The organism is Terrabacter sp. Soil810 (genome assembly GCF_001429645.1).
In the GTDB taxonomy this organism is placed as follows: Bacteria; Actinomycetota; Actinomycetes; order Actinomycetales; family Dermatophilaceae; genus Terrabacter.
In genome coordinates this window covers 55,666-80,772 of record NZ_LMSW01000004.1, presented here as the reverse complement: position 1 = coordinate 80,772, position 25,107 = coordinate 55,666, and the positions used below count along the sequence as shown (strand labels likewise).

Below are 25,107 nucleotides of genomic sequence, written 5' to 3'. Positions count from 1 at the left end.
TGGGGAAGGAGGGTCGAAATGAGGTGGACGGGCGCCGCTGGCGGCCCGTATCTTCCTTCCCGTGTGGATCTCCTGATGCCTCGAGCCCGCCCGCCGCTGACCTGTCGACGACCGTCCGACGTCACCCGCGGGGCCCTGCCGACCATCAAGGACCCCCCATGTCTTCCACCCTCACCATCTCCGGACTCGACGTCGCCTTCGGGGCGCGCACCCTCTTCTCCGGTCTCGACCTGACGCTCGCCGACGGCGACGTGACCGCCGTCGTCGGCCCCAACGGGTCGGGCAAGTCGACGCTCATGCGCACCGTCGTCGGCGAGCTGCCGATCGAGGCCGGCTCGATCCGCCTCGCCCCGCGCGACGCGACGATCGGCTGGCTCCCGCAGGTCGTGCCGGACCCGTCGGAGACGCTGCTGACGTATGCCCGTCGGCGCACCGGCGTCACCGCCGCGGACACCGAGCTCGAGATGGCGGCCGCCGCCATCGCGGCCGGCGACGAGGGCAGCGAGGACCGCTACGCGGTCGCGCTCGAACGGTGGCTCGCTCTCGGTGCCGCCGACCTCGACGAGCGGCTGCCGGAGGCCGCCGCCCGGGTCGGGCTCGACGTCGCGTCGGACCGCCCGCTCGGCACCCTCTCGGGCGGTCAGGCCGCTCGCGCGTGCCTCGTCGCCGTGCTGCTCAGCCAGTACGACGTGCTCCTGCTCGACGAGCCGACCAACGACCTCGACGCCCGCGGCCTGGCCCTGATGGCCGACTTCGTGCGCAGCCACACGGGGCCGATCCTCGTGGCGAGCCACGACCGCACCTTCCTCGACGCGGTGACGACGAGCGTCGTCGAGCTCGACGTGAAGCAGCAGCGCATCGGGCACTTCACCGGCAGCTGGAGCGACTACGTGGCCCAGCGCGAGCTGGCCCGCGCGCACGCCTGGTCCGCCTACGAGGGGTATGCCGCTGAGCGGGACTCGCTGCTCGCGCAGTCCCGGCAGCGCCAGGACTGGGCCGAGAAGGGGCGCCGCAACGTGGCCACGGGCAAGGAGCCCGACAAGCACATCCGCGAGAAGCACAAGGCCCGTGCCGACCGGCAGGGTGCCAAGGGTGCCCGCCTCGAGCGGGCGGCCGAGCGCCTCGACGCGGTGGAGCAGCCGCGCAAGGAGTGGCAGCTGCGCTACGCCATCACCGAGGGGCGGCCGTCGGCCGACGTCGTGGCGACCCTCGCCGACGCCGTCGTCGAGCGGCACGGCTTCCGGCTCGGCCCGGTCAACCTCGTCGTGGGCCGCGGTGACCGCATCGCCGTCGTCGGCGACAACGGCTCGGGCAAGACGACCCTGCTCGGCGCCCTCCTCGGCGACCTGCCGCTCGCCTCAGGCCGCCAGTCCCTCGGCACGCGTGTCGCCGTCGGGGTCATCGACCAGCGCCGGCAGCTGCTCGACGACGACGCCACGGTCCTCGACGTGGTGCGCCGGGAGCTCGGGACCCACCCGAGGTCGGGGAGCGAGTGGCCAATCGCCGAGGTCCGGACCCTGCTCGCGAAGTTCGGCCTCGGCTCCGAGCACGTGTCACGCCCGGCGCGGAGCCTGTCGATGGGTGAGCGGACGCGGGTCCTCATGGCGCTCTTCCAGGGCCGCGAGGTCAACGTCCTCGTGCTCGACGAGCCGACCAACCACCTCGACGTCGACGCGATCGAGCAGCTCGAGGCCGCCGTGGCGGCCTTCGGGGGGACCGTGCTCGTCGTCAGTCACGACGAGAGCCTCCTCGAGGGCATACGCCTGACCCACCGGTGGGTCGTGACGCGAGGGCGCGTCCGCGTCGAGACGCTGTGAGGGGGCGGTTCAGCGGGTGACGCTGCGGGTGCGGCTCCAGCGCCACACGGCCGTGACGACGACGGCACCGACGATCGAGCCGATGATGCCGCTGGGCCGCAGGGCGAGGCCGTCGCCTGCGACGAGGCTCGCGAGGAGACCACCGACGAACGAGCCGACGAGGCCCGCGACGATGGCCATCGTCCAGTCGATGCTCTTGCCCTCGCGGCCCAGGATGAGCTGGGCGGCGGCGCCGACGAGCATGCCGAAGAGGATCATGCCGATGATGAGCATGGGCCGAGCATAGGGGCACGGACCCGCCTCAGGCCGTGGTGTCGCCCGAATCCTGTGATTTCTCGCTGCCTCGTTCGGCGACCCGACGGATGGCCGGCTCCATCGACATGTCGAACGACGCCTCGAAGTCGGTGTCGAAGGTCGGGTCCTGGTGGCGCAGCCACACCCGGTTGAGGATGGCGCAGACCACGATGAGCTGCCCGGCGACGAGCAGCCACACGAGCACGGCTCCGGCGACGCCGAGCGAGCCGTAGAGCGCCGACGAGTGCTCGATCCGGGCCGGGAGGTAGACGCGGCTGATGACGTGGAGCGTCGCGAGCCCCACACCGAAGAGCAGACCACCGGGCACGAGGTCCACCCAGGTCCGGCGCCGGTCGGGCAGGTGGAGCGTGATGAGCACCCAGCCGGCCCCGGAGATCGCTGCCTGGCAGACGAAGGACAGCAGGATGCCGCCGGGCAGGAGGTTGTCGAGGCTCGTGACGAGCGCGGCACCGAGGAAGATGCCCAGCCAGGCCGCGCCGAAGACGAGCGTCGCCTTCAGCACCTCACGCTGCGAGCGGCGCGGCACCCGGGCATCCCACACGTGCGCGTTGACGATGACGAGGTTGCGCATCAGGGTTCGCGTCGTCCACAGGGAGAGGACGAGCCCGACGAGGACGGCCACCCACCACGATCGGGTGGACTCCTCGAGGGCCACCGTGATCTGTTGGCGCAGGGTGCTCGTCACCCCCGTGACGGCGACTGCGTCGTCGGCCGCACCGGGGATCGCACGGCTGAGGCCCGCCACCAGGCCGGATACGAGCAGGGCGAGCGGGAGCAGCCACAGGAAGGTCCGGAACGCGACGGCGCTGGCCAGCAGCATGCCCTGGCGTGCGACGTAGAGCGCCGCCATCTCCAGCGGGACCTTCGCCGCCGGGATGCGGCGCGACAGCTCCATGTACTTCCGGGCATACCGGGTGGCCGTGTCCTCGCCGCGCAACCGCAGACGCGCGAGACGCCCCGATGCGGGCTCCACCGCGCCCCTGTCAGCCGGCAGGTCTGCGTCGTGCCCGGCCTGGTGTGCCATGGCTGAGGTTCCCACGGCTGACGCCTCCGTGGTGGGGCTTCGTGCGTCGGGATCGAACCGCACCTCCCGCTGGCGCCCGATCTGCGCCACGCTGGACCCATGCCAGCCACCACGGTCGTCCTCTTCGGCGCCACCGGAGACCTCGCCAGGCGCAAGCTGCTCCCGGGCATGCTGCACCTGCACGAGTCCCAGCTCCTCGAGGGCCTGCGCGTCGTCGCGACCTCGCTCGACGAGCTGACCCGCGACGAGTTCCTCGAGCTCGTCCTCGCGTCGGTGCGTGAGCACAGCAGCCACAACGTGAGCGACGACGACCTGCGCGACTTCGCCGAGCGGATCCACTGGGTCCCGGGCAGTGCCGGGCCAGAAGGGATCCGGGCCGCCGTCGACGAGTCCGAGGCGATCCTCGGACCCGACGCGCGCCGGCTGCACTACCTCTCGGTGCCGCCCAAGGCCGCCCTCGCGGTCGTGCACCAGCTCGCCGAGGCCGGCCTCGTGGAGCGCAGCCGGATCATCATGGAGAAGCCGTTCGGCACCGACCTCGAGAGCGCCCGGGCGCTCAACGCCGAGCTCCACCAGGTCTTCGACGAGGAGCAGATCTTCCGCATCGACCACTTCCTCGGCAAGGAGGCGGCCCAGAACATCCTCGCCTTCCGCTTCGCCAACGGCCTGTTCGAGCCGATCTGGCACCGCAACCACATCGACCACATCCAGATCGACGTCCCCGAGACGCTGGGCCTCGCGCAGCGGGCCGACTTCTACGAGAGCACCGGCGCCTACCGCGACATGGTCGTCACGCACCTCTTCCAGGTGCTCGCCTTCACCGCGATGGAGCCGCCGACGGCGCTCGAGCCGCACGCCATCAGCGAGGAGAAGAACAAGGTCTTCCGGTCGATGTCGCCGATCGAGCCGCATGACGTCGTGCGTGGGCAGTACGTCGGCTATCGCGACGTCCCGGGCGTCAAGCACGACAGCCAGACCGAGACGTTCGTCGCGCTCAAGTGCTTCGTCGACAACTGGCGCTGGGCGGGCGTGCCCTTCTACCTGCGCACCGGCAAGCGGCTGGCCGAAGGCGCGCGCATCATCTCGATCGCCTTCAAGGAGCCGCCGCGCTCGATGTTCCCGGCCGGCTCGGGCGTCGGGGACAACGGCCCCGACCACCTGACCTTCGACCTCGCCGACCGGTCACGGATGTCGCTGTCCTTCTACGGCAAGCGCCCCGGGCCGGGCATGAAGCTCGACAAGCTCTCGATGCAGTTCTCCATGGGCGAGACCGACTGGGCGGGCGCCGTGCTCGAGGCCTACGAGCGGCTCATCTACGACGCCGCCCGCGGCGACCGCACGCTCTTCACGTCGGCCGACGGCATCGAGCGCCTCTGGGAGATCAGCCAGCCGCTGCTCGACAACCCGCCGATCGTGCGCCCGTACGACCCCGGCACGTGGGGCCCGAACCAGATCCACCAGCTCGTCGCGCCCTTCACGTGGCGGCTCCCCTTCGAGCGACGCTGGCGCGACCCCAACATCACCGGGGCCTGAGCCACACCGCGAGGTCACGGTTTCCCTGCGTGGGCAGGGCTCTCACGAGCACACTGGGGTGGCCCGCTAACGATGGAGCCGTCATGGTGCGCATGCGTCCGGCCAGGGTCTCGTCCGTCACGACCGGCGTCGCCGCCCTCGTCGCCACCGTCCTGGCCGCCCTCCTCGCGGCGTGCGGGGGATCACCCGGCACGCCGAACCCGGACCCCGCACCGGGACCGGCTACTCCCGCCGTCAGCGGGGTCACCGACCCGGGGGCGCCCACAGGCTCGTCCGACGCGGTGGGCTCGAATGCCTCTGGAGCACGCAGGGTCACCGACATGACGTACCTGCCGGGCGCTCCCGTGTGGTGGTCCGGATTCGAGATCGAGCTCGTCGCCGCGCGACTCGACGAGGCGACGCGGCTCGTCGAGGTGCGGGCGCGGCTGACGAACACGTCCACCGTCGACACGAGCCTCGGAGCGACGAGAGGCGAGATCTCGGTGGGCTCCCCCGACCACGTGACGGCGTGGGACAGCATCTCGGACACCATTCCGCACGGGACCACGCTGCCCAGCACCCTTCGCTTCACCTCGGTGCCGGACGACTTCGACCTCTCGACGGCCCAGCTCGTCCTCGGCGGCGAGGGTGACCACCAGGCGGTGTTCGCCCTCGGAGACCGCAATGCCAACTCGACCGCTGTGGCGACGCGTCCGCTCCCGGTCGCGGCCACTGTGGTCATCAGCAACGCCCACACGGGCGCCAGGTTCGAGTCGCGCGACAACAGCCTCGTCCCGGCCGCGTGCACTGGCCCCAACCCCGTCGACGTGACGTACGTGCCCCTGCCCTCCGACCAGCTCGTCCTCGAGCTGGTCGGGACGATCCAGTCCCCGTCCCGGTCGGTCGGGGGCGTCGCCGCCCAGCGGGCGATGGCGACGCCCGTCGGCGGCCCGGCGGTGATCGCGGAGCCGGGTCTGAGCGCCGTCCTCGGCATCGACGCCGCACCGGTGCGGAGGCTGCACCTGTGCTTCCCCCTCCAGGCCGACACCCACGGCCGGGTGGACCTGACCTTCGACACCCGTCTGGTCGGCGAGGACTTCGTCACCGCGACCGGTTCCGTGCAGCTGCCGTGAGGCACCGGACCTGCGTCAGGTGGCTGTGCGGGCCGCCCGGGCCCGCCCGGTGAAGATGGAACGCTCGGCCTCGCTGCGCGTCAGGCTCGCCGCGCGCTCGAACGCGTCCGCCGCCTCCGTATGCCGTCCGGCGCGCTCGAGCAGGTCGCCGCGGACCGCGTGCAGGTGGGGGTAGCCCGCCAGACGTCCGGAGGCGACGACCCGGTCGACGACCACGAGCCCCGCGTCGGGACCACGCGAGAAGCCCACGGCCACCGCACGGTTCACCTCGACGACGGGTGAGGGCCAGATGGTCCGGAGCACGTCGTACAGCTCGGCGACGAGATACCAGTCGGTGTCCTCCGGGCGCAGGGCGCGGGCGTGGCAGGCCGCGATCGCCGCCTGCACGGCATACGGCCCGAGCGGTCGGCCGGAGGCCTCGGCGCGGGCCAGCGACTCGAGACCGCGGCGCACGAGAAGCCGGTCCCAGCGCCGACGGTCCTGGTCGGGGAGCAGCACCGGTCGACCGTCGGCACCGAGGCGGGCGGGCAGCCGCGAGGCCTGCAGCTCCATGAGCGAGAGCAGGCCGAGGGCCTCCGGCTCGTCGGGCACGAGGCCGGCGAGCACGCGGCCGAGCCGCATGGCCTCCTGGCACAGGGCCGGGCGCACCCAGTCCTGCCCCGACGTCGCGGCATACCCCTCGTTGAAGATCAGGTAGACGACCTCGAGCACGGGACCAAGCCGGTCGGACAGCTCGTCGGCGGTCGGCAGCTCGAAGCGAACTCCCTTGTCGGTCAACGTCTTCTTCGCCCTCACGATGCGCTGCGCCATGGTCGGCTCGGGCACCAGGAAGGCGCGGGCGATCTCGTCGGTCGACAGGCCACCGAGGCACCTGAGGGTGAGCGCCACCCGTGACTCGAGGGAGAGCACCGGGTGGCAGGCCGTGAGGACGAGACGGAGGAGGTCGTCGCCCACGTGGTCGTCGAGCGAGTCGACCCGGCTGTCGGTGTCGACGCCCGGCTCGTCGGCGACGGCCTCGCGGGCGAGGACGGCCGCCTTGCGCTCGAAGGTCACCGTCCGCCGGTGGGCGTCGATCCCGCGACGCTTCGCCGTCGTCATCAGCCAGCCGCCGGGGTTGGGTGGGATGCCCGACACGGGCCACTGCTCGAGAGCCGCGACGAGAGCCTCCTGGGCGAGGTCCTCGGCCAGACCGAGGTCGCCCGTCACCCGCGCCAGCCCGGCGACGAGGCGCCCGGACTCGATGTGCCAGACGGCCTCGACGGCTCGCCGCGCCGCGACGGCTCGCTCGTCGGTCACCTCCGTCACCCCACCGACCATAGGGCCGACCCCGTGCGGCTCGAGGTGATCGCGGCACCGACGTCGGTGTCGCGATCACCTCGAACGAGCAGGGTCGGGGTCACTGCGGCGGGCCGAAGTCCTCCGGGCCCATGACCTTGACGACGTCGCACTCGCCCTGCCAGCCCGGCCAGAGGTCGGCGTGCAGCTGCATGAACCGCCTGGTCCACTCCACGGCCTCCTCCTTCGAGCGCACCTCGTAGACGGCGTACGAGATGAACTCCTTGGCCTCGGCGAACGGACCGTCCATGACCGAGAGCTCGCCCCCGGTGACGGCGACCCTGGCTCCCGAGGCACTCGGGGAGAGCCCGGCGTTGTCGAGCAGCTCACCCGAGGCGGTGGCCTCGGCGCCGAGGGTCATGATGGCCTCCATGAGGCCTGCCGGCGGCGGGCCGGCGGGCTGCGTGCCCTTGAGGATCGTGATGTAGCGCATCGGAGTCTCCTGGTCGGTGTGGGCGCTCAGTCGGCGAGCGAGCCGTAGACGTGGACGGCGACGACGGCGAGCCAGGCGAAGACGAGCACGACGGCGCCGGTGAAGACGAGGTTGGCCGCGACGCTACCCGCGCCGGAGGCCACACAGAGGAAACCCCCGAGGAACACGACGCCGGTCAGCCGCGAGAACCGCGCGAGACGGCGCGACCCTTCGCCGGAGAAGCGCCGCGCCAGCACGAAGCACGAGGCCGCGATGGCGACGAAGCCGACCCCTGCGGCGGCGAAGTGGAGGATCCCGTGCGTCGAGACCTGGCCCGGGCCGTCCGGCGTCCCCACGGGGAAGCCGAGCGCCGGGTCGGCCCGCAAGACCGCCGCCGCGACGAGGCAGCCGCCGAACGCAGCGGTGAGGACCGGCGCCCAGCGACCGCCCGGGCCGCCGGCGAGCGCGCGACCCAGGCCCACGGCATACGCCACGACCATGAGGCCGGTGAGGACGAAGTTCGCGACCTGCACCCAGCCCAGGTCGCCGTTCTCCAGCAGGCTCCACTGGTGTCGGGTCAGGTCGAAGCCGTCCCGCGTGAGCGCCTGCGCCAGCGAGACGACGACGTAGAAGGGGCCCGCGACGATGCCCCAGCCGAGGAGCGATCGCGTGACGTGCGTCGGCGTCCAGCCGTCGTCACACGTGGCGGGGGTGGTGTTCGTGGAGCGGTGGTCCGTGGTGGTCATGGTGCTCTCCCGGTGTGGGGGCGCCGGCCTCGTGCCGTGCGCCGTCACCCCCTCCACGAACGAGAGGACGGCCGATCGACATCGACGGGGCAGGACGTTTGCCGTCCCCGGTCGGCGTGCTCACGCGACTCCGTCGAGCGTCTAGGTACGCGATACCAGATCGGCCGGCCGTCGTATCACGGCGTCGGGCTCGGCCCCTGACCGTCGGTGCCGGATGAAGGAGTCCGGCCGATCCACGAAGGGAAAGCATCATGAAGCAGCTCGCACCGATGGCGGCACGGTTCACGCGCAGCCACAAGGGTTACCAGCACCCGGCCAAGCTCGACGCCTGGGAGAAGGCCGTCATGGGGCCGGAGCTCGAGGCCATGCGTTGGCCCGGTGGCTCGATCTCCGGCTCGGACGACGGCTGGGACGACTGCGACGAGTGACTGGGACCCCCGGCGACCGACAGACGACAAGGAGAAGCACCATGAGCACCGTTGCGATCGTCACCCTCGCGGGTGACCTGCACGCACGCGTCATCCGCAGGCAGCTGCAGGACGTGCACGACGTCGACGTGGCCGTCGTGGCCTCCGACACCCTGTCGGGCGCCGGGGGACTCACCTGGAGCAACGTGGCGGGGCCCGACCTGACGCTGCCGACCGAGGACGGCGGCACCGTGTCGGTGGCCGACCTCGACCTCGTCTGGTGGCGGCGGTGCCACGGACGACCCACCGTGCCGGACCGCGTGACCGACCCGCAGATGCGCAAGCTCGTCGTCAAGGACAACCGCGCCGGCCTGCGTGGCCTGCTCATGGCGGGCTTCACCGGCACGTGGATCAGCGACCCCTACGCGACCGAACGCGCGCAGAACAAGATCCTCCAGCTGAACGTGGCCCGCAGCGTCGGCCTGACGGTGCCCCGGACCCTCGTCAGCACGGACCCGACCGCCGTGCGCGAGTTCACCCGGGCGCACGGCGGCACCGTGATCGCCAAGACCCTGACGGGCCTGCTCGGGACCTCCCTCGAGGCCGGGCGCGTGACTCTGGAGTCGCTCGACGACGACGCCGAGATCACGGTCTCGGCCACCGTCTACCAGGAGGAGGTCCCCGGCACGGACCACCTGCGGGTCATGGTCTTCGGCGACACGGTCCACACGGCCCGCATCCGCAGCGGCGAGCTCGACTGGCGCCTGGCCAACGACATGGAGGTCGAGCCGGTCGCCATCGACCAGCGACTCGGGGACCAGCTGCGCGAGGTGACCGACCGGCTGGCGCTGCGCATGGGCGTCTTCGACGTCAAGCTGCGACCCGACGGGGAGCCGGTCTTCCTCGAGGTCAACCCGCAGGGCCAGTTCCTCTTCGTCGAGGGCATGTCGGACATGCCTCTCGGCGAGGCCTTCGCCGACTTCGTCGTCGGCGAGCTGGCGTCGGCACGCGGGCGCGTCCTCGCCTGAGCCCTTGCTCACCGGCCCGACGGTGTATGCCGTCGGGCCCGGTCAGCGGGCGTCCTTCTTGGCCTGTCGGCGGGCCCCTTGCGACTGCGACGACGCGTCACGCTTGAGCCCGCCGGTCGTCTTCGTCGCGCGCCGCTTCCCGGAGGGCACCGACGCGGCGGCGGTCGACGAACCCGCCGATCCGGGGCCCGTGCCGGCCTTCACCTCGCGGGCGGCCGCGAGGCGCTCGGCCTTGAGGTCGGCTGCGGCAGCGCGGGCGACGACGCCGAGCCGCGCGCTGACTCGCGCCAGCGCCAGCTCGAAGACCTCGGCCCGGTCGGCGTTGAGCCGGTTGGCCGGCCTGGCGGCGCCGCGGGCCCCCTTGGCCGGCACGCGGGCGCTCGCCTGGCGGCGGTAGAGGCCGACGTGCTTGGTCCGGGCCCGACGCACCCTCTGGTGCAGCTCGATGAGCTCGTCCTCGGTGAGGAGCGCCAGCCGGGCGGGCTCGGTCTCGCGGACGAGGTCGGCCTGCGCTGCCGTGAGGGATGTCGTCGTCGTCATGACACTCGATCATCGTCACGCCGTCCCCGACGGGCATCACCTGTTGGGGGTGATGCCCGCCCTCACCTCACTCGCCGGGGTAGACGACCCCGACCTGACGGCGTACGGCGTCCATCGTCTCCATGACCCGCAGGGTCGTGGCGTGCGGCATGAGCGGCGACTCGGTCCCGCCGGCGACGAGGCATCGGGCGAACTCGGCCGCCTCGTAGGAGAAGCCGCGCACGTCCTCGGTGAGGCCGCCGGGCCGCTCGTCGATGACCTCGTTGTCGGGGCCGACGAGCCGGATCGTCGAACCCGGGCCGTAGAAGGCACCGGAGAGCTCGAGGCGGGCCTGGGTGCCGGCGACGACGGCGGTGACCGGTGTGACGGCGGCCATCGTGCACGACAGCACGCCGTGCGCGCCCCCGGCGCCGGTCACGGTGATCGTCGTCGTCGCGTCGACGCCGAGGTCGGTCAGGGTGCCCCTGGCCGTCACGGAAGCGGGTGCGCCGAGCACGAGGTCGGCGAACGACACGGGGTAGACGCCGAGGTCGAGCAGCGCGCCGCCGGCGAGCTCGGGCTGCGACAGACGAGCGGGGCCGCCCGGGTAGAGGCGCTGGCCGTGGTCGGCGAAGACGGCGACGAGCTCGCCGATGAGGCCCGTCTCGACGACGTGGCGCACGACGTCGTAGTGCGGCAGGAAGCGGCTCCACATCGCCTCGACGGCGAGCAGCCCCTGGCGCTCGGCGACCCCGAGCACCTCGCGGGCCTCGGCGGCACTGCGGGTGAAGGCCTTCTCGACGAGCACGGGCTTGCCGGCCTCGAGGGCCAGCAGCGCGTGGTCGCGGTGCTCCGAGTGCGGCGACGCGACGTAGACGGCGTCGACCTCGGTGTCGGCGACGAGCTCCTCGTAGGAGCCGTAGGCGCGCGGTACCGAGAACTCGTCGGCGAAGTCCTGCGCTCGCTCGCGGCTGCGCGAGCCGACGGCGACGACCGACGACGACGTCCCGACCGCGACGGCGTCGGCGAAGGCGTGCGCGATGCCGCCCGGGGCGAGGACGCCCCAGCGGATCGCGGGCGCGTCGTGCGGGTCCGGCGTGCGCGGCTCGGGCAGCTGGAGGGGCACGGTGATGGGCAGGGTCATGCAGTCACATCCCAGAGGTGGTGGTGGATGTCGTGGACGAAGTAGAGCGAGAGTGTGCGGGCGGTGAACTCGGAGCCGTTGCTGCGCAGGGCCGGCCACTCCCACTGCGGACCCGACGGGAGTGCGTATGCCGTCGCCGCGTCCTCGAACGCCGCCGTGACCTCGCGCGCCACGACGTCCGGGTCGGAGCGCCAGTACTGCCGCTCGACGGCGGTCTCGTCCTGGTCCCAGTTGGCGAAGCGGACGACCTCGCCACCGCCCGCGAGGATCTGCTCGAGCCTTCCGCGCATGACGTCGCAGACGTCGCGGACGTGGCAGGCGTACTCGAGCGGCGACCAGACGCCCTCGGCCGGGCGGGTGCGGACGCCATCGCGACCCAGCGCGGCGGCATACCGCTGCCCGGCGTCACGGAGGATCGCCGGTACGTCGACAGGCTCCATGGTCGCGGCGTCGAAGCCGCAGTCGGGGCACGGGCGCGTCAGCACCCACGTCCAGTCCGCGTCGTCCGGCGTCGACGGCCCGGGGTCGGTGAGGGGCTCGCTCATGCCCACAGCCTAGGGGCGGGAGAACCGGCGGTTCGGGGAGTCCGGCAGGCGGGGGGTCAGGCGAGGGATACCGTATGTCTTCGTGCTCAAGGACTACCTGCCGTGGATCATCGCCGGCCTCGTCGTGCTGGCGCTGGTCATCGGGGGTTTCGTCCTGACCCGCGTCGCGCCCGAGGCGACCGCGACCCTCCGTCGCCGCCCGCGCCCACCGCGTGACCACTTCCGCAGCGGCGACGAAGCCCCCACGCCCGTCAAGCGGGCCGGCATCGTCATCAACCCGACGAAGTTCGCCGACCTGCCGGCCGTGCGCGGACGCATCACCGCGACCTGCCTCGCGAACGGCTGGGGTGAGCCGCTCTTCTACGAGACGACCATCGAGGACCCGGGCAAGGGGCAGGCCGCGCAGGCCGTCCGCGACGGCGCCGACATCGTGTGCACGCTCGGCGGCGACGGCACCGTGCGCAACGTCGCGAGCGCCCTCGTCGGCACCGAGACCGCCCTCGGCATCCTTCCTGCCGGCACCGGCAACCTGCTGGCGCGCAACCTCGACCTGCCCGTCGCCCTCGAGGCGGCCGTGGCGGTGGCGCTGACGGGCCGCAACCGGCGCATCGACGTCGGCGAGCTCGTCCTGGGCGCCGCCCCGACCGGCGCGACCCCGACCGGCGCGACCCCGACCGACGCGACCGCGACGGGGGCCACGGACGGCGACGACACGGACGCACCGGTCGACCCCGAGACGCACTACTTCCTCGTCATGAGCGGCGTCGGCATGGACGCGCAGATCATGGCCGGCACCAACGAGAACCTCAAGGCCAAGGTCGGCTGGCCCGCCTACATGGTCTCCGGCATGAAGCACCTCATCTCGCCGGAGTTCCGCATCGCCGTCAAGGTCGACGACGAGCTCGAGTTCCGCCGCCGCGCGCGCATGGTCGTCATCGGCAACTGCGGTCGCCTCCTCGGCGGTCTGGTGCTCATGCCGAACGCCCGCGTCGACGACGCGCAGCTCGACGCCGTCATCGCGTCGCCGCGCGGGGTCGTCGGCTGGGTGCCCGTCGCGACACGCGTGGCCACGCGGCAGCGCAAGGGTCACCCGACCCTGGACCACAAGGCGTGCAAGGAGATCCGCGTGCGCACCGACCGGCCCGTGCCCGTCCAGATCGACGGCGACGTCATCGGCGAGGCCACCGAGGTCAGCGCGGTCGTGCGCCCCGCCTGCCTCACGGTCCGCGTCAGCCAGTAGCCCGAGGAGTCAGGCGAAAAGCGCCTGGCCCCAGTGCTGCCCGTCCTCCAGGCCGGGCGGGCACGCGAAGACGGCCGACCCGTTGTGCTCGATGTACTCGTTGAGCAGGTCGGCCTTGGCGAGGGCCCGCTGCATGGGCACGAACTGCTTCTGCGGGTCGCGCATGTAGGCGAGGAAGAAGAGGCCGGCGTCGAGGTGGCCGACGCCGTCGGAGCCGTCCGTGAAGTTGTAGCCCCGCCGCAGGATGCGTATGCCGCCGAGGTGGCTCTGGTGGGCGAGGCGGACGTGGGCGTTGACGGGGATCGCCGGCCCGCCGTCCGGCCCCTTCCTGGCGAAGTCGAGCGCGTCGTGCTCCTTGGCCTGGCCGAGCGGCGCACCCTCCTTCTTGTCGCGGCCGATGATGTCCTCCTGCTCCTGCAGGCTCGTCCGGTCCCAGACCTCGATGTGCATCCGGATGCGGCGCGCGACGAGGTAGGAGCCGCCGGCCATCCAGGCGCCGCCGCCGGTCTCGTCGTCCGGTGCCACCCACACGTGCTGCGCGAGGCCCTCGGGCTCCTCGGCCTTGACGTTGTTGGTGCCGTCCTTGAAGCCGAACATGTTGCGCGGCGTGGCCTGCGCGGTCGACGTCGACGACGTGCGGCCGAAGCCGAGCTGCGACCAGCGCACCGCGACGACCCCGAAGCCGAGGCGCACGAGGTTGCGCACCGCGTGGACCGCGACCTGCGGGTCGTTCGCGCACGCCTGGATGCAGAGGTCGCCGCCCGTACGGCGCGGGTCGAGCTGGTCGCCGATGAAGGCGGGGAGGTCCTGCAGCGCGGCCGGCTTCTTCGACGCGAGGCCGAAGCGGTCGTCGAAGAGGGAGGGGCCGTAGCCGATCGTGATCGTCAGCCCGGACGCCGGCAGGCCGTATGCCTCGCCGGTGTCCTCGGGTGCCCGGTTGGGGCCACCGCCGACGAGACCACCCGGGGCGGCCTCGGCTCCGGCCGTCATGCGTTCGGCGGCCCGGGTCCAGTCCTTCAGGAGCTGACGCAGCTGCGCGCGGTCCTTCGTCACGACGTCGAGAGCGACGAAGTGGAGGCGGTCCTGCGCGGGCGTGACGATGCCTGCCTGGTGCTCGCCGCGGAACGGGATGGCGGCGTCGAGCGCGAGGGCGGGTGCCGCGGTGGACGCCGGGGCACCCGCCGCGGTGGCGTCGGTACCGCGCGACACGGCATACGCACTCGTCGCGCCCGCGACCACGCCGGCGACCGCGGCGGACCCGGAGACGCCGAGGAGACGGCGGCGGCTCACGCCTCCACGGGCCTCGGTCCCGGGGACCGTCGCGTCGGCGCGCTCGGGGACGCCGGGCTCGTCAGGGAAGGGGCTCACGTGGCCTCCACGACGCCGGGCACCTTCGACACCTGCTCGGAGAGGGCGTCGAGCGAGACGGTCAGCTCCTTGATGTCGGCGTCCGTCAGCGCGGTGTAGCTCTGGTAGTCGGCGCCGGTCTTGTGCTGGGCGAGCAGGCTCGAGAGCTCGGTGAAGTCGGCGTCGAGCGCCTTCTGCAGGGCCGGGTCGCGCTCGGCGATGACGGGGCGCAGCACGGCGAGAGCCTGGCGTGAACCCTCGAGGTTGCCGTCGAAGTCCCAGAGGTCGGTGTGCGAGTAGCGCTCCTCCTCGCCGGTGATCTTGCCGGTCGCGACCTCGTCGAGCAGCGCCTTGGCGCCGTTGGCGATCGACAGGGCCGTCGGCTCGACGGTCTTGCTCTTGGCGGCGATCTCGGTGACGTCGGCGAGGAGCTGGTCGGCGATGGCGCCCGAGTCCTTCTGCAGGCCATCCCTCCAGAGGTCCTTCTCGAGACGGTGGTAGCCGGTGAAGGCCATGCCGTCGGCGATGACGTCCTCGCGGCCGTCGATCTTCGGGTCGAGGTCGCCGAAGCTCTCGGCGACGGGTTCGATGGCCTCCCACGGGTGGCGCGCCTGGGCGTAGAGCGACTTGGCCCTCGCGACGTCGCCGGCCTTGACCGCGGCGACGAACTCCTTGGTGCCGTCGACGAACTCATCGGCCTCGGAGGCGACGAACGCCTTGTAGTCGGTGATCGCCTTGGCGACCTTGGAGTCGGCGCTGCCCTTGACGGCGGTGCCCGTCACGGTAAAGGGGGCGCGGATGCCGTCGCCGACCATGCCGGGCTTGCACGAGGTCGTGAAGGTGCCGGGCTCGGTGATCTCGACCTTGAGCTCGCGACTCAGGCCCGGCGTGATGTTCTCGACCTCGGAGACGATGCGGTCGCCCTCGGCGTAGAGGTAGAACTCGTTGACCTTGCTGCCCGAGTTCGTGACCTGGAAGGTCACGGTGCCGGCCTTGGCCGTGCTGGTGCTCAGCTCGCACGCCGTGTCGGTGGCGTTGACCGTGATCGGTCCGCCGGCACCGCCGGCCGCGGTGGACCCGGCCGTGGCCGTCGGCTTGTCGGCGCAGCCGGTGAGGGCGAGGGCCGCGGCGAGCGACAGCGCGGCCGGCACGACGACGCGCACGGCGGGGCGCAGGGCAGGGCGGGGCATGGTGGATCTCCTGGGGCTTCGGTGTCAGTGCGGAGGGGTGACGCGGGTCGCTCAGGCGGCGACCGACGGGCGGGTGGTGCTGGTCGGGGTGACGGCGGGGGCCTGGGGCGTCGTGCGAGCCGGGCGCAGGAAGAGGGTCAGGACGATGCCCACGTAGAGCACCCACGCGATGGCCTGCAGCACGGTGGTGGCCGGCGTGAAGTTGAAGATGCCCTTGAGGAGCGTGGCGTACCAGCTGCTCGGGTCGACCGTGGCGCTGACGTCGAAGGCGAGCGTCGTCAGGCCGGGCAGGAAGCCGGCCTCCTGGAGGTCGTGGATGCCGTAGGCGAGGATGCCGGCCGCGACGAGGACGAGCAGGATCCCGGTGTAGCGGAAGAACTTTGCGAGGTTGATCTTCACGGCACCGCGGTAGATGAGCCAGCCGAGCACGACGGCGCCGGCGAGGCCGATGACCCAGCCGACAAGCGGCTGGTTGTTGCCCTGGCCGGCCGCCTCGGTCGTGGCGTAGAAGAAGATCGCCGTCTCGAGTCCCTCTCGCCCGACACCGAGGAAGGCGACGAGGGCGATCGCGAAGGGGCCCATGTCGAGTGCCTGGTCGAGCTTGCCCTTGAGCTCGCCCGAGATGGTGCGCGAGGCCGACTTCATCCAGAAGACCATGAAGGTCACGAAGACCACGGCGATGATCGAGGCGCTGCCGCCGATGAGCTCCTGGGCCTCGAAGGTCAGCTGCTTCGTGCCGTAGGTGAGCAGCGCGCCGAGGGCGACCGACAGGGCGACGGCGACGCCGACCCCCGTCCACACGTGGCGCAGGGCCCAGCGGCGATCGGTCTTGACGAGGAAGGCCACGAGGATGACCACCACGAGGGCGGCCTCGAGTCCTTCTCGGAGTCCTATGAGCGCGTTGCTCGCGAGCACGGGTGCCTTCTCTCAGGTAGTTCTCGACAATTACGCCACGATGACGTGACGGAAATCAGGAAAGCACAGGTAAGCCTTGCCTAACAACCCGGTCGCGGTGTCAGAGTCGCCACATGAGCACGCCCGAGCCCTCACCGACCTTCTCCGGCTTCCCTCCGGGGGCCCTGTCCTTCTACGCCGAGCTCGAGGACGTGAACTCGCGTGACTGGTGGCTCGCGCACAAGGACGTCTACGAGCGGGACGTCCGCGAGCCGATGCTGGCCCTGCTCGACGCCCTCGAGGACGAGTTCGGGGCGGCGAAGCTCTTCCGGCCCAACCGTGACGTCCGCTTCAGCGCCGACAAGTCGCCCTACAAGACGCACCAGGGCGCGCTCGTCGGCGCCGGCACCGTGCAGGCCTACTACGTGCAGGTCAGCGCGGACGGCCTGAGGGCGGGTGGCGGCTTCCGCGCGGAGGGCCCCGCCCGCACCGCCCGGTTCCGGGCGGCCGTCGACGCGCCCGCGAGCGGACTCGCGCTCGAGGCCGTCCTGGCGTCCTTGCGCGACCAGGACTTCGACCTCTTCGGGGAACAGGTCAGGACGACACCGAGGGGGTATGCCGCCGACCACCCACGCATCGAGACGCTCCAGCACAAGGAGCTGATGGTCGTGCGCGACTTCGGTGCGCCCGCGTGGCTGTCGACCGGGCGGACGCTCACGGAGGTGCGCGACGCCTGGCGGGCCGTGCGACCGCTCAACGCGTGGCTCGAGGAGCACGTCGGCGCCGACGCGTGAGGTCAGTCGGGCTTGCGCCCGATGACGCCGAACATCGTCACCGAGAAGAAGGCCGTGCCGGCCCGGGCCGCGGCCATCGCGTTGGCGAGCAGCCGGTCGGCCTCCTCACGAGTCAGGGCGCCCTCCTCGACGGCGGCGTCGGCGTTGCGGTGGACCACACCGCTGCCGAGCAGGGCGCGCGGCGGCATGATCAGCGCGGCCGAGCCGATGTCGTGGTCGACGAGCAGCCCTGCGGCCCGCAGCTGGTTCGGCAGGTGTCGCGCCGCGAACGGGTTGGGCATGCGTCGCCAGTTGGCCTCGGCGTAGCGCCGCACGAGGTCGGGCTCGCCGGGGTGGCTGATGACGGTGCCCCAGTCGCTGTCGAGCACCGCGACACGTCCGCCCGGTGCGAGCACCCGGGCGAACTCGTGCGCGGCTCCCTGCGGGTCGGCGAGGTGCTGGAAGACGCGTTCGCAGCGCAGCACGTGCACCGCACCGTCCGCGAAGGGCAGGTCGGCCGCGTCGCCGTCGATGAAGGTCGCGGCGGACCCGAGCAGCGCCGCGCGCCGTGACGCCTCCTCGCGCAGACCGGGGTTGGGCTCGATGCCGACCGCACGCCCGTTCGGGGCCACCGCCTCGGCGAGCCGCCGCAGCTCGGTGCCGGTGCCCGCGCCGACGTCGACCACCGACTCCCCCGGCTGCGGTGCGAGCGCCTCGAACGCCCACGCGCGCAGGCGCCGGACGGCCGGCTGCTGCTCCTGCGCGTCGAGGAGTGCGACGAGGGTGGCGACGCGAGCCGCGCCGCCCTCACCGATCCGCTCCCGCATGAACATGTTCGGAGCGGCGCCCGACTCCTCGGGAGGAGTCGGGCCCGACTGAGGGGTCACCGCTCCAGCATGCTGCCCACCACTCGGATCGGTGCGGGGTTTGCCGAGAACTGTCGAGGGTGGGCGGCTACGTTGGCCCGGTGACCCAGCGCAGCGTCCCGGTCGACGCGTACATCATCGGTGCCGGCCCCGGCGGGCTGGCTACGGCCGCCGCCCTCGAGGCCCGCGGCCTGCACGGCGTCGTCCTCGAGCGGAGCAACGGCGTCGGCACGTCGTGGCGTAGCCACTACGACCGACTGCACCTGCACACGCCGCGCGAGCTGTCCGGCCTCCCGGGCTTCCCGATCCCGAAGGAGATGGGCCGCTGGGTCGCGCGCGACGACGTCGTGCGCTACCTCGAGCTGTATGCCGCCCACCACCGTCTCGACGTGCGCCTCGGCACCGAGGTGAGCCGCCTCGACCGCTCCGCGGACGGCGAGTCGTGGACCCTCACGCTCGCCGACGGGACCGCGCTCACGGCGCCCTACGCCGTCGTCGCCACGGGCTTCAACCACACGCCGCGTGAGCCCGACGTGCCCGGCCTCGAAGGGTATGCGGGCGAGGTCGTGCTGGCGTGCGACTACCGCAACGGGTCGGCGCACGGCGGCAAGGACGTGCTCGTCGTGGGCACGGGCAACACCGGCACCGAGCTGGCCGTCGACCTCGTCGAGCACGGCGCCGCCCGCGTGCGCCTCGCCGTCCGCACCGTGCCGCACATCCTGCGCCGCAACACCGGGCCGTATGCCGCGCAGTACACCGGGATCGCGGTGCGGCGCCTGCCGACGGCCTTCGTCGACCGGGTCGCGCCCATCGTGGGACGGCTCCAGACCCCCGACCTGACGGCGCAGGGGATGCCGCGCCCCGACACCGGGCTGCTGACTCGGGTCGAGCGCGACAACGCGATCCCCGTCCAGGACGTCGGCATCATCGACGCGATCCGGTCGGGGGCCGTCGAGCCCGTGGCTGCCCTCCGGGAGTTCGACGGTGACGAGGTCCTGCTCGCCGACGGCTCGCGCCTGCGCCCCGACCTCGTCGTGCTCGCGACCGGCTACAGCCAGGGTCTCGAGCCGCTCATCGGCCACCTCGGCGTCCTCGACGAGAAGGGCCGCCCCGTCGAGCGCGGCGGACGCACGGCGCGGGGCGCGAAGGGGCTGTGGTTCACCGGCTACACGAACCCGATCTCCGGCATGCTCCGCGAGCTGTCGATCGACGCACGCAAGATCGCCCTGGCCATGGCGCTGCGCAAGCGCCGCGAGATCAAGGCCCGTCGCAAGGCCGCCTGACCAGGCCCGTTCCGGCCCCGTCGTCGCAACCTGCTCCGTTTTCATGAGCAGGATCCGAGTCCCCGCCGGATCGGTGCGGGAGCCTCCCTATCGGAAGCTGCTCCGTTTTCGGGAGCAGGATCCGAGTCCTCGGACCCGACCGGACACGGCGGGCGCGCTCGTCAGGGGTGGTGCTGGCCGCCGAGGTTGAGGAAGGCGGCGGCGACGTCGTCCGTCTCGGCGACCGCGCGCGCCAGCGCCTCGTCGCTGGGGAGCCCGGAGGCGAGCAGCTCGTGGTGACGCGTCATGGTCGTCGCGGCGACGTCGTCGGGCACGGGCGACACGGCCGCGACGACCGACCGGGCACCGAGCGAGAGCAGGGACAGCGCGAGGCCGAGGGACTCGTGCCCCGGCCTGGGCGTCGTGAGCCCGACCTCGCAGGCCGAGAGCACGACGTGGTCGGCGCCCACACCCGTGGGCTGGAGCTCGTGCGCGAAGACGGGTCCGTCGTGGAGCACGAGCGAGGAGAACAGGGGTGACTCCACCTGGTGCGTGCCGTGCGCGGCGACGTGGACGACACCGGGTCGGGCGAGTGCCCCGACGAGCTCGGCCCGTCGGGACGGCTCCGCGAGGCGGGCACGCTCCCCCCAGGTGCTGACGATGGTGCGCGCCTCGCTCGACGCGCGGGGCACCGACGGGCCGACGCTGACGTGGACGCTCGCAGGGCGGGAAGCCTCGTCACGGACGGATGCCCGGCGGGTGAACGACGTCAGCGAGAGCGCGACCGTGAAGGGCCGTCCCGCCATCGAGGGCAGGAGGGCCCACGGCAGCGCGGACAGCTCGGGGCACGTCACGACGACGAGGCCCCGGCCCGTGCGCCACGGCCGCAGCAGCCCGTCGTCGAGCTCGGTCGCGCTGGCTCGCAGCGAGGACCAGACGGCGCCGGCGAGCGGGCCGAGGTGGTGGGTCGCCGCGGCCCGCAGGTCGACGCGTATGCGCTGGGCGAGCTCCGCGGCCCGGTCGGCCGGCATGAGGTCGCGCATCGTCGCCCGTCCGCCGACGACTCCCACGGCGCCGATGCGGCCGCGGTGCCGGAAGAACCACACGAGGTCGCGATCGACCCGGCCGAGGTGCTCGCGGGCTTCGCGGACCCGGACGGGCACGGCACGGGAGGCCCCGCCGCTGCGGCTCAGGGCCCAGTCGCGGTCGCGGATCTGCCGCTCGAGGCGCGAGGCGTGGTCGTGCAGCTCCCGCACCTGCGCCGGGTCGCCCTCGCCGCGCAGGTGGCCGCGGACGGCCCGCAGCTGCTCGGTGAGCTGGGCGAGCTGCTCGTCGTCGGGCCGGCCGAGCGAGGGCAGACGGTCGGTCGCGCTGCGCCACCGCTCCAGGGCCTCGAGCACCGAGGCGCTGCCCCGCGGCACGGCGAGGTCGAGGTCGAGCTCGGAGAGCCGGGCGCCGTGGACCGCACGGGCGGTGCGCAGGTCGAGGCTCGCGCTGCCCTCCTGGCCGGCCGCGAGGCGGCGCGAGGCCCGCACGAGGATGCGTCGGGCCGGCGCCAGGTCGCCGGTGGCGACGAGCGTCATGGCGGTGACGACTGCCGCGTCGAGCTCGTCGGAGAGCGAGCCGGTGGAGACCCGCTCGAGGCTGAGCAGCCTCGTGTTGGCCCCGCCCGGGTCACCGGCGAGCAGCAGCGCCTGCGCTGCGACGACGCGCGCGCTGTCGGCGAGCTCTGAGTCGCCCAGCTCGGTCGCCGTGTCGGTCAGCTCGTCGGCGGTCGCCGCCGCCGCGAGCGCCACGGTGGCGTCCCCGACACCGACCACCTGCCGGACGAGGTCGGCGGCGGGATGCGTGCCCTCAGCACACTGCCCACCGTCCCGCTCCCGACCGCGACGGGTGCGCCGCTGCCGGTCGAGGTCGACGAGCAGCCCGACGAGCATCGCCTTGGCCGCCCAGGCGGTCGCCCCGATGCGGGAGTAGGTCTCCCGCGCCGACGCCGCTGCCGACGCCGCGAGGTCGAGGTGCCCGAGCAGTCGGTGGGCGCGCGCCAGGGCGAGCTCGAACTCGGCCCGCATCTGGTCGTGGCCCTCGCCCTCGAGGGCCTCGAGGCCCCCGTGCAGGGCCTCGACGGCCTCCTTGACGAGCCCCGCCTCGAGCAGGACCTGGGCGCGGTCGAGACGAGCCGGGCCGGTGAAGACGTCGGACTCGAGCTCCTCGGCCCGAGCCATGCCGGCGAGGGAGCGCGGGATGTCACCGAGGAGGTATGCGGCATACCCTTCGTTGTGCCGCGCCATGAACTCCTGGGGCGCCCCGCCGAGGTCGTGCGCGAGGCGCGCCGCCTCGGCGAAGGACTCGAGGGCCTCCTGCGGTCGCAGCAGCTCGAAGGCGAGCATCCCGCGGCTGAGGTGCACCGAGCACTGCTCGCTCTCGGTGAAGGCGTCGAGGCGGCGGACCGCCCCCTCGAGCCCGTCCCACGCCGAGGCGAGGTCACCGACGCGGCCGTGGATGTTGGCGCGCTGGTAGTCGAGCCGAGCCCGGAGCGCCTCGTCGCCGAGGTCGTCGACGAGCGCCTCGGCCTCCACGAGCCGGGCCAGGGCGGGCTCCACGCCGGAGAGCATGAACTCGGTCAGGGCGAGCGTGATGAGGGTCTTGCACCGCAGCTCGAGGCGATCCCGCGAGGGAGCCGACCCGGCGGCCCGGTCGATCTCGTCGAGGGCCGCCGTCAGCGAGCGCGCCGCATCGACCGGCCGCCCGGCCATGTTGTCCGCGGCACCCTGCTCGCGCAGGGTGCGTGCACTCTCGAGCAGATCGATGGCTCCCGCCCGGCCTCTCGCTCAGGGGCCGGTCACCACGTCAGGTCGGGATCGTCAGATCTGGATCGTGGGGGTGATGACCGGTCGCATGTCCTCGTTGCCCGGGTCGGTGACGACGAAGTGCACCGGCCCATGGGGTAGATCATCCAGAACAAAGCGCCCGTTCGCATCCGAAATGACCGTCGAGCTGCCCTCGGTCGTCACCGCCTCGATCTGTGCGCCGGGCGCCGTGACCCAGCCGTCGACGCGCACACGGTCGTCCGCGTCGTCGTCGTCGGAGTCCGCGGGCCCGGCCGAGACCATGAGGCTCACCGAGGCGGCCGTGAACGTCACCGAGTCGGTGGGCGTCGGCTCGACCTTGGCCTCCGCGCCGCGCGTCGTCAGCAGGGCCGAGTCCATGAGCTCGGCGACCTCGGCGTGCAGCGCGTGCACGGTGATCGCGAACTTGACCCGCTCGGCGAGGTCGCTCGGCACCGGGTCGGCGTGGCCGAAGAGGTCGCGCACGTGGCTGAGGTTGGCGATGTCGCGGGCATCGATGGCGTCAGTGTGAGATGTCATGTCAGACCGCCCATCCGGGGTCGGTGCCGAGGGTGGTCCTCAGCTTCTGGAGGCAGCGGCCGCGGGTCGGGCCGATGCTGCCGACGGGCATCCCCAGGGACTCCGCGATGGCGGCGTAGTCGGGGCGGTCGGCGAACGCGATGACCCGGAGCAGCTCCTGGCACCGCGGGGACAGGGTCGAGACGTGCTTCCACAGCACGCGCTGACGCTCGGAGAGGATCGACTGCGCCTCGGGGTCGAGCTGCTGTGCCGGGGCCTCCGGCACCTCCTCGACCCCGAACTCGCGCCGGGCCCCGCGGGCCAGGCGCCAGACCTCGCGCTTGACGACGACGACGAGCCAGCCGAGCACCGCCGCCGGCTCGTTGATCGAGTCGGCCCGGTCGACGAGCTGGAGGAACGCCGTCTGGATGGCGTCCTCGCACGTCGCCGGTGCACCACCCTGGGAGCGCGCGGCGTTCCAGAGCACCGGGGTCACGAGGTCGACGAGCTCGGAGAGCCGCTCGCGCTCGCCCGCGCGGTAGGCCGCGAACGCCTTGCCCGCGAGCGTCCCGAGGCCGTCGGGAGCGGTGGGGGTCGGGGTCATGGTCGCGCCCTTCCGATGCAGGTGCGCAGCGCGCGGATGGCGCGCTTGCGCATGGCGGACGGCGCGACGTCGGTCAGGCCGCCCTCGCCGATGAGGGCCGCCGCGAGCTCTGCCGCGAAGACCGGGGTGGAGAACGACGTGCCGCTCCAGACGCCGAAGCCTCCGGTGTAGTCGTCGGGGTCGACCGTGCAGCGCACCGTGCCGTCGGTCGAGACCTCGGACGACGGCTGCCCCATGCCGTTGGTGAGCGGCAGGGTGCTGACGACCGAGACGCCCGACCGCACGGCGCTGACGACGGTGAGGTTGTTGGAGAAGAGGGCGACGGTGACCCCGTCGGGGTTGCTCGCGCCGACACTCGCGAGCGGTGGCACCGACTTCGCGGTGACCCGCTGCGGCGGCGCGGCCGCGAGGGCAGCGGGAACGAAGGGCGAGTCAGTGCCGTCGTTGCCGACACCGGCCACGACGACGACGCCGCGCTCGGCGAACCGGTCGAGCAGGTCCGCGACGGGCCCCGAGGTGTAGGTGCGGTCCTCCGCGTAGTAGCCGAGCGAGAGGGACAGGACGTCGACGACCTCGGACGTGTCGTCGTGCTCCTGCCCGTGGACGTGCCGGTCGAGCAGGGCCTGGAGGACGTCGAGCATGACGCTCTCGTCGACGACGCCGTCGTCGCCCATGACGGGGATCGAGAGGATCGTGGCCTCCGGGCAGCCCTGGCGGACGAGCCCGGCGATGAACGTCGCGTGACCCTGGAGCAGGCCGACCGGCTCGGTCGGCGCCGGCACCGAGATCGGCGGGTCGACGGGCTTGGGGGTCTTGACGGGCACGAGCCGGCCGTCCTTCAGCTCCAGCCGCACGAGGCCCTCGCCGTCCGTGAACCACGGGTGCGCCGCGATCGCCGTGTCGGGCACGACGACGACGGGGTTGCGGTCGACGGGCCGGGCGCGCAGCCGCGGGTCGGGCAGGGCCAGGGCCACCGGCATACGGCCGCCGCGTCCGGGCACGGAGTACTCCTGCAGCGCGGACCCCCCGACGCCACCCCAGTACCCGCCGACGCCACCCCAGTAGCCGCCCACGCCACCCCAGTAGCCACCGACGCCACCCCAGTAGCCGCCCACGCCGCCCCAGTAGCCGTCGGCCGGGCGCAGGACGTGCTCGAGGCTCAGCTGCTCGGCGATCGGCTCACCGGCCTCGCGCAGGTGCTGGAGCACGCTCCACGCGTCGACGGGGTCGATCGAGCGGGTCGGCTGGAGCGTGATGCTCGTGCCCCAGGTGGGCTGGTCGAGGTCGCGCGGGCCCCCGTCGGGACGCGGCGTCACCCGGAAGTCGAGATCGAGCTTGCCGAGCGCCGTCCGCAGGTCGTCGAGACCACGGGGCCGGCCCCCGCCCGTCGCGCTGCGCACGAGCAGGCGGTCGGAGAGGTAGAGCGCGGGAAGCGGCGGGCGACCGTCGGTCAGGCGCATCGCCGTGGCCGGGTCGAGGGCGCGGACGGGCGGGCGTTCGGGGCGGCGGGAGCCGCCGGTGGCGTGCTCGCCGTTCGCTCCCTGTGGGGCGTCGGGACCCGACTCTGACATCGACAACCTCCTGAGGGGCGGATGGTGTTGGAAAGACCCTTACACCCGACTGAGTGTCCGTACTCGTTTTCCTGAT

Annotated in this window: 24 protein-coding genes; 8 read left to right on the top strand and 16 right to left on the bottom strand. The window is 72.7% G+C overall.

What is annotated here, in order from left to right; translation table 11 throughout:
- Positions 1-158: 158 nt before the first annotated feature.
- On the top strand, positions 159-1,817 hold the full coding sequence (locus ASG96_RS05525; RefSeq protein ID WP_057587190.1) for an ABC-F family ATP-binding cassette domain-containing protein: 1,659 nt from the start codon (positions 159-161) through the stop codon (positions 1,815-1,817).
- Positions 1,818-1,826: 9 nt separating this feature from the next.
- Here the strand turns inward: ASG96_RS05525 and ASG96_RS05520 are convergent, their stop codons facing one another.
- Positions 1,827-2,090 carry a GlsB/YeaQ/YmgE family stress response membrane protein gene (locus ASG96_RS05520; protein WP_056755479.1) on the bottom strand — a complete coding sequence of 88 codons (264 nt, stop codon included), beginning with the start codon at positions 2,088-2,090 and terminating at the stop codon, positions 1,827-1,829.
- A gap of 28 nt (positions 2,091-2,118) precedes the next feature.
- On the bottom strand, positions 2,119-3,171 hold the full coding sequence (locus ASG96_RS05515) for a YihY/virulence factor BrkB family protein (protein ID WP_157623147.1): 1,053 nt from the start codon (positions 3,169-3,171) through the stop codon (positions 2,119-2,121).
- A gap of 84 nt (positions 3,172-3,255) precedes the next feature.
- Between ASG96_RS05515 and zwf the strand changes: the two genes are divergently transcribed.
- Together zwf and ASG96_RS05505 are read left to right on the top strand one after the other, a co-directional pair.
- The gene (gene zwf, locus ASG96_RS05510) at positions 3,256-4,689 is read left to right on the top strand and encodes a glucose-6-phosphate dehydrogenase (protein WP_056755471.1); all 1,434 of its coding nucleotides are present in this window, start codon (positions 3,256-3,258) and stop codon (positions 4,687-4,689) included.
- An 83-nt stretch (positions 4,690-4,772) separates the two neighbouring features.
- Positions 4,773-5,801, top strand: coding sequence for a hypothetical protein (locus ASG96_RS05505; protein ID WP_057587189.1), 1,029 nt, complete (start codon positions 4,773-4,775; stop codon positions 5,799-5,801).
- Between the two features lie 15 nt (positions 5,802-5,816).
- Here the strand turns inward: ASG96_RS05505 and ASG96_RS05500 are convergent, their stop codons facing one another.
- From ASG96_RS05500 to ASG96_RS05490, 3 genes are all read right to left on the bottom strand, one after another.
- Positions 5,817-7,097, bottom strand: coding sequence for an RNA polymerase sigma factor (locus ASG96_RS05500; RefSeq protein ID WP_369813565.1), 1,281 nt, complete (start codon positions 7,095-7,097; stop codon positions 5,817-5,819).
- A 100-nt stretch (positions 7,098-7,197) separates the two neighbouring features.
- On the bottom strand, positions 7,198-7,569 hold the full coding sequence (locus ASG96_RS05495) for a YciI family protein (RefSeq protein WP_057587186.1): 372 nt from the start codon (positions 7,567-7,569) through the stop codon (positions 7,198-7,200).
- Positions 7,570-7,595: 26 nt separating this feature from the next.
- Entirely contained in the window at positions 7,596-8,294 is a 699-nt protein-coding gene (locus ASG96_RS05490; protein WP_057587182.1) for a DUF998 domain-containing protein, read from the bottom strand.
- A 251-nt stretch (positions 8,295-8,545) separates the two neighbouring features.
- On the opposite strand from ASG96_RS05490, the gene ASG96_RS23120 reads away from it, so the two are divergent.
- Together ASG96_RS23120 and ASG96_RS05485 are read left to right on the top strand one after the other, a co-directional pair.
- Positions 8,546-8,722, top strand: a complete 177-nt coding sequence (locus ASG96_RS23120) for a hypothetical protein (protein ID WP_157610662.1) — start codon at positions 8,546-8,548, stop codon at positions 8,720-8,722.
- Positions 8,723-8,763: 41 nt separating this feature from the next.
- On the top strand, positions 8,764-9,729 hold the full coding sequence (locus tag ASG96_RS05485) for a RimK family alpha-L-glutamate ligase (RefSeq protein ID WP_057587177.1): 966 nt from the start codon (positions 8,764-8,766) through the stop codon (positions 9,727-9,729).
- A 42-nt stretch (positions 9,730-9,771) separates the two neighbouring features.
- Here the strand turns inward: ASG96_RS05485 and ASG96_RS05480 are convergent, their stop codons facing one another.
- The 3 genes from ASG96_RS05480 to ASG96_RS05470 form a co-directional block, all read right to left on the bottom strand.
- On the bottom strand, positions 9,772-10,269 hold the full coding sequence (locus ASG96_RS05480; protein WP_057587176.1) for a hypothetical protein: 498 nt from the start codon (positions 10,267-10,269) through the stop codon (positions 9,772-9,774).
- 67 nt (positions 10,270-10,336) lie between these two features.
- Complete coding sequence (locus ASG96_RS05475; protein ID WP_057587174.1) at positions 10,337-11,392, bottom strand: Gfo/Idh/MocA family protein; 1,056 nt, start codon at positions 11,390-11,392, stop codon at positions 10,337-10,339.
- The gene (locus ASG96_RS05470) at positions 11,389-11,937 is read right to left on the bottom strand and encodes a DinB family protein (protein WP_057587245.1); all 549 of its coding nucleotides are present in this window, start codon (positions 11,935-11,937) and stop codon (positions 11,389-11,391) included. The genes ASG96_RS05475 and ASG96_RS05470 overlap by 4 nt, the downstream gene beginning before the upstream one ends.
- An 82-nt stretch (positions 11,938-12,019) precedes the next feature.
- Here ASG96_RS05470 and ASG96_RS05465 point away from each other — a divergent pair, with 82 nt between their 5' ends.
- The gene (locus tag ASG96_RS05465) at positions 12,020-13,177 is read left to right on the top strand and encodes a diacylglycerol kinase family protein (RefSeq protein WP_057587169.1); all 1,158 of its coding nucleotides are present in this window, start codon (positions 12,020-12,022) and stop codon (positions 13,175-13,177) included.
- Positions 13,178-13,186: 9 nt separating this feature from the next.
- On the opposite strand, the gene efeB is transcribed toward ASG96_RS05465, so the two are convergent.
- The 3 genes from efeB to efeU are packed head-to-tail and all read right to left on the bottom strand — an operon-like array spanning position 13,187 to position 16,629.
- Positions 13,187-14,545, bottom strand: coding sequence for an iron uptake transporter deferrochelatase/peroxidase subunit (gene efeB, locus ASG96_RS05460; RefSeq protein WP_369813563.1), 1,359 nt, complete (start codon positions 14,543-14,545; stop codon positions 13,187-13,189).
- Positions 14,542-15,714 carry an iron uptake system protein EfeO gene (gene efeO / locus ASG96_RS05455; protein WP_057587168.1) on the bottom strand — a complete coding sequence of 391 codons (1,173 nt, stop codon included), beginning with the start codon at positions 15,712-15,714 and terminating at the stop codon, positions 14,542-14,544. The genes efeB and efeO overlap by 4 nt, the downstream gene beginning before the upstream one ends.
- A gap of 51 nt (positions 15,715-15,765) precedes the next feature.
- On the bottom strand, positions 15,766-16,629 hold the full coding sequence (gene efeU, locus ASG96_RS05450) for an iron uptake transporter permease EfeU (RefSeq protein ID WP_057587167.1): 864 nt from the start codon (positions 16,627-16,629) through the stop codon (positions 15,766-15,768).
- Between the two features lie 113 nt (positions 16,630-16,742).
- Between efeU and ASG96_RS05445 the strand changes: the two genes are divergently transcribed.
- Positions 16,743-17,402, top strand: a complete 660-nt coding sequence (locus tag ASG96_RS05445) for a DUF2461 domain-containing protein (protein WP_057587166.1) — start codon at positions 16,743-16,745, stop codon at positions 17,400-17,402.
- Positions 17,403-17,404: 2 nt separating this feature from the next.
- Here ASG96_RS05445 and ASG96_RS05440 read toward each other — a convergent pair whose 3' ends face one another.
- Positions 17,405-18,268, bottom strand: coding sequence for a methyltransferase domain-containing protein (locus ASG96_RS05440; RefSeq protein ID WP_157610660.1), 864 nt, complete (start codon positions 18,266-18,268; stop codon positions 17,405-17,407).
- An 80-nt stretch (positions 18,269-18,348) separates the two neighbouring features.
- Here ASG96_RS05440 and ASG96_RS05435 point away from each other — a divergent pair, with 80 nt between their 5' ends.
- Positions 18,349-19,530 (top strand): NAD(P)/FAD-dependent oxidoreductase, encoded by a 1,182-nt coding sequence (locus ASG96_RS05435; RefSeq protein ID WP_082591647.1) that lies wholly within the window; start codon positions 18,349-18,351, stop codon positions 19,528-19,530.
- Positions 19,531-19,691: 161 nt separating this feature from the next.
- Here the strand turns inward: ASG96_RS05435 and ASG96_RS05430 are convergent, their stop codons facing one another.
- From ASG96_RS05430 to ASG96_RS05415, 4 genes are all read right to left on the bottom strand, one after another.
- Positions 19,692-22,265, bottom strand: a complete 2,574-nt coding sequence (locus ASG96_RS05430; RefSeq protein ID WP_057587158.1) for a CHAT domain-containing protein — start codon at positions 22,263-22,265, stop codon at positions 19,692-19,694.
- 108 nt (positions 22,266-22,373) lie between these two features.
- The gene (locus ASG96_RS05425) at positions 22,374-22,877 is read right to left on the bottom strand and encodes a carboxypeptidase-like regulatory domain-containing protein (RefSeq protein WP_056755439.1); all 504 of its coding nucleotides are present in this window, start codon (positions 22,875-22,877) and stop codon (positions 22,374-22,376) included.
- 1 nt (position 22,878) lies between these two features.
- On the bottom strand, positions 22,879-23,460 hold the full coding sequence (locus tag ASG96_RS05420; RefSeq protein ID WP_020143616.1) for an RNA polymerase sigma factor: 582 nt from the start codon (positions 23,458-23,460) through the stop codon (positions 22,879-22,881).
- Positions 23,457-25,031, bottom strand: a complete 1,575-nt coding sequence (locus ASG96_RS05415; RefSeq protein ID WP_057587156.1) for a S8/S53 family peptidase — start codon at positions 25,029-25,031, stop codon at positions 23,457-23,459. The genes ASG96_RS05420 and ASG96_RS05415 overlap by 4 nt, the downstream gene beginning before the upstream one ends.
- Positions 25,032-25,107 lie beyond the last annotated feature (76 nt).